The sequence below is a fragment of the Nocardia sp. No.11 genome, assembly GCF_038752175.1.
Classification (GTDB): Bacteria; Actinomycetota; Actinomycetes; order Mycobacteriales; family Mycobacteriaceae; genus Nocardia; species Nocardia canadensis.
Genome location: NZ_JBCGFB010000013.1, coordinates 65,897 through 71,976, shown reverse-complemented (window position 1 = coordinate 71,976; position 6,080 = coordinate 65,897). Strand labels below are relative to the sequence as shown.

Below are 6,080 nucleotides of genomic sequence, written 5' to 3'. Positions count from 1 at the left end.
CGCCCCCCCCCCCCCCGCAGCGAACCATGGCCGCCGACGGTGATCGCCGCGGCCGGTGCCAGCGCGACCAGCAGGCTGTCCGGGAAGAAGGGCGGAATCCGTTCGGGCCGTGGCCCGGCACCGGCCGGGGCGCTCGCACTCGCGCCGAGGACCTCGGCGCCGAGGAGCCGGTCACCGTCGCCGATACGGGCGATCAGCCGTGGCCCGTCGGGCAGCTGCACCTCCACGCCGTCGGCGGTGTCGCGCACGGGCAGGCGATGGCGATGGGCGTAACCGGCCACGACCGCTCGCGCGCCGGTGCCCGGCAGCATCCGGGCGGCGGCGCCCACCAGCTCGGCCACCCGCCCCGGGTCCGGTGTCGCGGACGGCACCTGCTCGTCGTCGACGATCAGGTAGGCGTACGCGCGCCCGCCGTGGTTGAACTTGGTCATCCCGCGAGCGCCGAGCGCTCCCAGCGCGATGATCGACAGATGGTCGGCGGCCAGCATCGGATCAGGGAAACCGGAGAGATCGACGACTCCCTCGGCGAATTCGGGAATCCCGTGCCGTAGTCCGAGCTCGCGCACCCGCGTCGACGCCGCGACGCCCGGCAAGCCCTCGAGGGTGGGCTTGGCCCACGCCCACATGAAGGTCAGGTCCTCGGCGTAGGTCCCGATCTCGCCGGACCCGGCGAACTCCCGCTCGCCGATCCAGACCCGACCGGACCGATGGTCCACCCGGGTCGGCCCCGGCCTGATCTGCTCCTGAAATACCGAATACTGCTCGATCGCCCCGCCGAGATAATCCCGCGCCAGCCGCAACAGCGAATCGCTGAACGTGTCCACGCGCTCGAAACTATCAGTCCCGGGCCTGTCCCCTCATGTCGAGCGGTGACCGGTCAATTCTTGTGGCGCAGCGGCTTTCGCCGACCTGGTCGCGTGCCGCGCACGCGACCGGGGTCCGGCGAACTCAGCCGCGGATCTTCGCGGTGACCGCGGCGACGGCGTCCTCGGCCGCGATCTCCTCGGCCTCGCCGGTGAACCGGTTGCGCAGTTCGACCTTGCCGTCGGCCCAGCCACGGCCGATCACCAGGATCCAGGGCATGCCGAGCAGTTCGGCGTCCTTGAACTTGACGCCGGGCGAGGCGGTGCGGTCGTCGAAGAGGACCTCGAGGCCCTGCTTGTCCAGCCCGGCCACGACCTGCTCGGCGCCCTCGCGGGCGGCGGCGTCCTTGTTGGCGATCACCACGTGCACGTCGAACGGCGCGACCTCGGCGGGCCAGCGCAGCCCCTTGTCGTCGTGCTGCTGCTCGGCGATCACCGCGACCAGGCGGGACACACCGATGCCGTAGGAGCCCATGGTCAGGCGGACCGGCTTGCCGTTCTCGCCCAGCACGTCGACGTCGAAGGCATCGGTGTACTTGCGGCCGAGCTGGAAGATGTGGCCGATCTCGATGCCGCGGGCCGACACCAGCGGACCGGCGCCGTCGGGCGAGGGATCGCCGTCGCGGACCTCGGCGGCCTCGATGGTGCCGTCAGGGGTGAAGTCACGACCGACGACCAGCCCGACGACGTGCTTGCCCTGCGTGTCGGCGCCGGTGATCCAGGCGGTGCCCTCGACGACGCGCGGGTCGACGAGGTAACGAACACCGTTGGCCTGCAGCGCCTTCGGGCCGATGTAGCCCTTCACCAGGAAGGGGTTCGCGGCGAAGTCGGCCTCGGTGAGCAACTCCACCTCGGCCGGCTCGACGGAGGCTTCGAGGCGCTTGTCGTCGACCTCGCGGTCACCGGGGACACCGATGCCGAGGATCTCGGTCTTGCCGTCCGGGTGGCGCAGCTTGACCATGACGTTCTTGAGCGTGTCGGCGGCGGTGACGGTGCGGTCGAGCACCTTCGCCTCGTTGGCCCAGTCGACCAGCGTCGCGATGGTGGGGGTGTTCGGGGTGTCGTATTCGACGGCGGCGGGCTGTCCCTCGAGCGGCAGCGGCGCGGGCGCGGGCGCGGGCGTGACCACGGCTTCCACGTTGGCCGCGTAGCCGGACTCGACGCAGCGCACGTAGGTGTCCTCACCGACGGGGCTCGCGGCGAGGAACTCCTCGGAGGCGCTGCCGCCCATCGCGCCGGAGGTGGCGGCCACGATGACGTACTCGACGCCGAGCCGCTCGAAGATGCGCTGGTAGGCCGCGCGGTGGGTGGCGTAGCTGGTGGCCAGGCCCGCGTCGTCGAGATCGAAGGAGTAGGAGTCCTTCATGGTGAACTCCCGACCGCGCAGGATGCCGGCGCGGGGACGTTCCTCGTCGCGGTACTTGTCCTGGATCTGGTACAGCGTGACCGGCAGATCCTTGTAGGAGTTGTACTCACCCTTGACGGTGAGCGCGAACAGTTCCTCGTGGGTGGGGCCGAGCAGGTAGTCGCCGCCCTTGCGGTCCTGCAGGCGGAACAGCGCGTCACCGTATTCGGTCCACCGGTTGGTGGTCTCGTAGGGCTCGCGCGGCAGCAGCGCGGGCAGGGAGATCTCCTGGGCGCCGGTGGCGTCCATCTCCTGGCGCACCACGTCCTCGATGCGGCGCAGCGTGCGCAGACCCAGCGGCAGCCACGAGTACACGCCGGGGGCGATCCGGCGGACATAGCCGGCGCGGACGAGCAGTTTGTGGCTGGGCACCTCGGCGTCGGCGGGATCGTCTCGCAGGGTGCGCAGGAACAGGCGGGAGAGGCGGGTGATCACGGATGCACAGGGTAGTCCCTGGTCCGGGACGCCGTGCAAGCCGATCGCGGTTGCGGGGCCACCACCGGCCGAGCCGGGCGCGGGCGCCGGTACCGTAGGCGATCGTGCTGGTGCTGCTGCCTCCCTCCGAAACCAAGTCCGACGGTGGGTCGGGCGCGCCCCTCGACCTGGCCGATCTGGCGATGCCGCAGCTCACGGCGGTGCGCGACAAGCTGATCACCGAGGTGGTGCAGCTCGCGGCCGACCCGGCCGCCGCCACCGCGGTGCTCGGCCTCGGCAAGTCCGCCGACGCCGAGATCGCCCGCAACGCGAGCCTGCGCACCTCGGCGACCCGGCCCGCGCTCGAGCGCTACACCGGCGTGCTCTACGACGCGCTGGACGCGGCGTCGTTCACCAAGGCGCAGCGCGCGAAGGCCTATGCGCGCCTCGGCATCGGCTCCGCGCTGTTCGGCGCGGTCCGCGCGGCCGACCCGATTCCGGCCTACCGTCTCTCCGGCGGCACCAAACTGCCCGGCCTGCCGACCTTGTCGGCGGTGTGGCGCGATGTCCTGCCGGACGCCCTGTTCGCCGAGGCGGGCGGCGAACTCGTCATCGATCTGCGCTCGGGCACCTACCAGCAGCTGGGCCGGGTCCCCGACGCGATCACCGCCAACGTGCTCACCGAGCACCCCGACGGCTCCCGCACCGTGGTCAGCCACTTCAACAAGCATCACAAGGGCCTGCTGGCCCGCGCCCTGGTCCTGACCCGCGCGGAGCCGACCGACATCCGCGCGGTGGCGAAGGTGGCGACCAAGGCCGGCCTGCGCGCCGAGATCGCCTCCCCCACCGAACTTCTCATCATCACGCGGTAGCGGGTTCCATCAGCTGGATGAGGTTGCCGCAGGTGTCGTCGAAGACGGCGGTGGTGACCGCGCCCATCGGCTGGGGTGGCTGGGTGAACAGCACGCCGCGGTCGAGCAGGCGGCGGTATTCGGCGTCGAGGTCGTCGACGGTGAAGATCATGCAGGGGATGCCGTCGGCGGTGAGCGCGCTCTTGTAGTTCTGGGCGATCGGGTTCTGGTCGGGCTCGAGCAGCAACTGGATGCCGTCGACGTCGGCGGGCGAGACCAGGGTCAGCCAGTCGTACTCACCGATCGGCACCCGGTCCTTGACCTGGAAGCCGAGCACGTCGGTGTAGAACTTCTCGGCCTTGTCCTGGTCGTCGACGAAGATGCTGGTCACACCGATGCGGATCATGTGTCCTCCTGGGGAATCGGCCATCGCTCCGAGACCGCGCGCAGCGGCGTGAAATCGGCGTGATGGAACTTGTAGCGGCCTTGCCGACGGGTGGTCACCAGCCCCGCGGCCTCGAGCATGCCCAGGTGCTGGGTGATCGCCTGCCGCGACGAACTGATCCCGTGGCGGGTGGCGAGCTTGGCGCACAATTCGAACAGCGTCTGCCCGTCCCGCTCGGCCAGTTCGTCGAGCAGCGCGCGCCGTGTCGAATCCGCCAGGGCGGTGAAGATATCGGTCACAGCGTGCGCTCCTCCCGTCGTCTCCCCTCGAACAATAGGCAAGCGGTAGCTTGCATGTCAAGCATCGGCGCAGGTGGGAGGCTCTCGTCTCACACCGTGGCGGCCGCCAAGGCGGCCCGGATCGCCGCGATGTCGCCGGTGGTGGCGGCCGCGGGCGGCCAGGAATCGCCCGGGACGGCGTAGGGATGGACATAGACCGGGGTGTCGCGCTGGGAACGGCGGCTCTCGGCGAGCGTGCCGCCGTCGACCACGTCGTAGCCGAGCGCGTCGATCAGGTGGGCCGCGGCGATCTTCGCGGCCGGATCGTCGCCGAAGACCGGCAGCGCGGAGCGGTCGGCCGCGCCCGCGGGACGAGCGAGCGTGGCCAGGTGCTCGAAGTAGATGTTGTTGAACGCCTTGACCACCTGGGACTCGGGCAGGTGCCGCTGCAGCAGTTCGCTGGTGGTGACGGTGTCGGCGTCGAGTTCGGCGATCGCGCCGTCGCGCTCGGGGTAGTAGTTGTTGGTGTCGAGCACGACCTTGCCCGCCAGCGGCGCGACCGGTACCTGCTGATAGGCCTTCAGCGGCACGGTCACCACGACGAGGTCACCGGCGGCCGCCGCCTCCGCGGGCGTCGCCGCCCTGGCCCGCGGGCCGAGTTCGGCGACGAGGTCGGCCAGCGTCTCGGGTCCGCGAGAGTTGCTGAGCACCACGTCGATTCCGGCCGCCACCGCCAGGCGTGCCACCGTCGATCCGATATTGCCGCTACCGATCAATCCGAGTGTCGTCATGTGCTCGGTCAACCACCGATCCGGTGCGACTGTTCCCCCGGCGCGGCAGCGAGAGATCCCCCACGGCTCGATCCGGGCGGGAATACCGGCTCACTCCGCGCGCCACGCGACCGCGGCGGCGAGCAGCCGGGCCCGGACCCGCTCGACGTGCGGGCGGGGCGCCCCACCGACCCGGCGGGCCAGGAACGCGGTGTTGATCGGCGGGTCCGCCGGATCGAGCAGGGGCACCAGGGTGCCGTCGGCGAGCTCGTCCGTACACAGATAGCGCGGCAGTACGCTGATTCCCGCCCCGGCGAGCACCGCGGCCAGCACCGCCCGCAGATCGGGGACGATCAGGGCCGGGGTCGCCTCCAGCCGGGTCTCGAACACGTGCCGCCAGTAGCGGCGCAGGATCGGCAGGTCGGCCGCGTAACTGAGCAGCGGGAGGCCGTCGAGCGCGCCCGGTCCGGTGCGCCGCAGGCGCGCGGTGTCGACCCGGGCCGCCACCACCGGCGCCGCGACGAGCAGGAATTCCTCGTCGACGAGCGGCTCGGCGAGCACGGTCCGACCGCGCGGGCGCGCCGTCGAGATCACCAGATCGAGTGTCCCCGATCGCAGTTCGGCCAGCAGATCGTCGGTCAGGCCGGCCCGGACCGTCAGCCGCACTCCCTCGGCGAGCAGCGGCGCGAGGGCGGGCAGCACCTGCGCGGCCAACATCTCGGCGGGCCCGCCCAGCAGCACCGGCGGCTCGGGCGGCGCCGGTGTGTCGGCGACGGGGCCACCCACGACCGACGCGAGCGCGTCCAGCGGGGCGCTCACCCGTGCCGCCAGCTCGTGACCGGCGGCCGTCGGCGCCACCCCGCGCGGCAGCCGCTCGAACAGCGGCGTGCCCAGGTACCGTTCCAGCGCCTGGACCTGCGTGGTCACCGTGGGCTGGGACAGCCCCACCTGGGCGGCGCCCGCGGTGAGCGATCCGGTCCGATAGACCGCCAGGAAGGTCCGCAACTGCACCAGATCCATCGAGCCATCGGCTGGCCTATGTCTCATATAGGCCATCCTATTGGTCAGGAAATGCCCGAGTACCTAGCGTCGAGAGTGCGACCCGACGACGCTG

At 71.3% G+C, this 6,080-nt stretch carries 7 protein-coding genes; 1 reads left to right on the top strand and 6 read right to left on the bottom strand.

Annotated elements, in window-relative coordinates:
- Together V8688_RS06735 and V8688_RS06730 are read right to left on the bottom strand one after the other, a co-directional pair.
- Nucleotides 1-824: DUF6882 domain-containing protein (locus V8688_RS06735; protein WP_342800426.1), on the bottom strand; the 824-nt coding region annotated here is incomplete at its 3' end.
- Nucleotides 825-948: 124 nt separating this feature from the next.
- Entirely contained in the window at nucleotides 949-2,703 is a 1,755-nt protein-coding gene (locus tag V8688_RS06730; RefSeq protein WP_342800425.1) for a proline--tRNA ligase, read from the bottom strand.
- A gap of 104 nt (nucleotides 2,704-2,807) precedes the next feature.
- Between V8688_RS06730 and yaaA the strand changes: the two genes are divergently transcribed.
- Nucleotides 2,808-3,554 (top strand): peroxide stress protein YaaA, encoded by a 747-nt coding sequence (yaaA, locus tag V8688_RS06725; RefSeq protein WP_316575529.1) that lies wholly within the window; start codon nucleotides 2,808-2,810, stop codon nucleotides 3,552-3,554.
- Here the strand turns inward: yaaA and V8688_RS06720 are convergent.
- The 4 genes from V8688_RS06720 to V8688_RS06705 form a co-directional block, all read right to left on the bottom strand.
- Nucleotides 3,544-3,936, bottom strand: a complete 393-nt coding sequence (locus tag V8688_RS06720; protein ID WP_218718499.1) for a VOC family protein — start codon at nucleotides 3,934-3,936, stop codon at nucleotides 3,544-3,546. The two genes, yaaA and V8688_RS06720, sit on opposite strands and share 11 nt — an antisense overlap.
- Nucleotides 3,936-4,217 carry a metalloregulator ArsR/SmtB family transcription factor gene (locus V8688_RS06715; protein WP_308248476.1) on the bottom strand — a complete coding sequence of 94 codons (282 nt, stop codon included), beginning with the start codon at nucleotides 4,215-4,217 and terminating at the stop codon, nucleotides 3,936-3,938. Before V8688_RS06715 ends, V8688_RS06720 begins: the two co-directional genes overlap by 1 nt.
- A gap of 89 nt (nucleotides 4,218-4,306) precedes the next feature.
- On the bottom strand, nucleotides 4,307-4,987 hold the full coding sequence (locus V8688_RS06710; RefSeq protein WP_218718433.1) for an NAD(P)-binding domain-containing protein: 681 nt from the start codon (nucleotides 4,985-4,987) through the stop codon (nucleotides 4,307-4,309).
- Nucleotides 4,988-5,077: 90 nt separating this feature from the next.
- The gene (locus tag V8688_RS06705; RefSeq protein WP_305082656.1) at nucleotides 5,078-6,013 is read right to left on the bottom strand and encodes a LysR family transcriptional regulator; all 936 of its coding nucleotides are present in this window, start codon (nucleotides 6,011-6,013) and stop codon (nucleotides 5,078-5,080) included.
- Between the last annotated feature and the right edge of the window lie 67 nt (nucleotides 6,014-6,080).